1 pseudogene is annotated in these 1009 nt (G+C 42.5%); it reads left to right on the forward strand.

Features of this window, described 5'->3' with window-relative positions:
• A pseudogene (locus NAT47_RS12510) lies at positions 1-1009 on the forward strand (hypothetical protein); the annotation flags it as partial.

Here is a 1009-nt window from a genome sequence, read left to right on the forward strand (position 1 = left end):
AACAAGTGTTCCAACGGGATTAACATTAAATCCAAACGGAACGATAACAGTAGCAGCAGGCACCCCATCGGGTACTTATACCGTTACTTACCAAATATGTGAAAACGGAGCAACTCCAGCTAATTGTGATACGGCAACAGCTACTGTTGTAGTGGCAAACGTTATTGATGCCGTAAACGATACGCCAACGGCTATTACCTCAGGAGACAGTACCCCATCAGTAATTATTAACGATACTTTAGATGGTGTAGCAGCAGTAATTGGAACTAATCCAGGTCAAGTAACTTTAACAGGAACAACTGTTCCAGCAGGATTAACATTAAATCCAAACGGAACGATAACAGTAGCAGCAGGCACCCCATCGGGTACTTATACCGTTACTTACCAAATATGTGAAAACGGAGTAACTCCAGCTAATTGTGATACGGCTACAGCTACAGTTATTGTGTCTAATGTTATTGATGCCGTAAACGATACACCAACGGCTATCACAGCAGGAGACAGCACCCCATCAGTAATCACTAACGATACTTTAGATGGTGTAGCAGCAGTAATTGGAACTAATCCAGGTCAAGTAACCTTAACAGGAACGACTGTTCCAACAGGATTAACATTAAATCCAAACGGAACGATAACAGTAGCAGCAGGCACCCCATCGGGTACTTATACCGTTACTTACCAAATATGTGAAAACGGAGCAACTCCAGCTAATTGTGATACGGCAACAGCTACTGTTGTAGTAGCAAACGTTATTGATGCCGTAAATGATACACCAACGGCTATTACCTCAGGAGACAGCACCCCATCAGTAATTATTAACGACACTTTAGATGGCGCTCCAGTTGTAATTGGAACTAATCCAGGTCAAGTAACCTTAACAGTAACAAGTGTTCCAACGGGATTAACATTAAATCCAAACGGAACGATAACAGTAGCAGCAGGCACCCCATCGGGTACTTATACCGTTACTTACCAAATATGTGAAAACGGAGCAACTCCAGCTAATTGT

It is taken from the genome of Flavobacterium fragile (genome assembly GCF_023634865.1).
Classification (GTDB): domain Bacteria; phylum Bacteroidota; class Bacteroidia; order Flavobacteriales; family Flavobacteriaceae; genus Flavobacterium; species Flavobacterium fragile.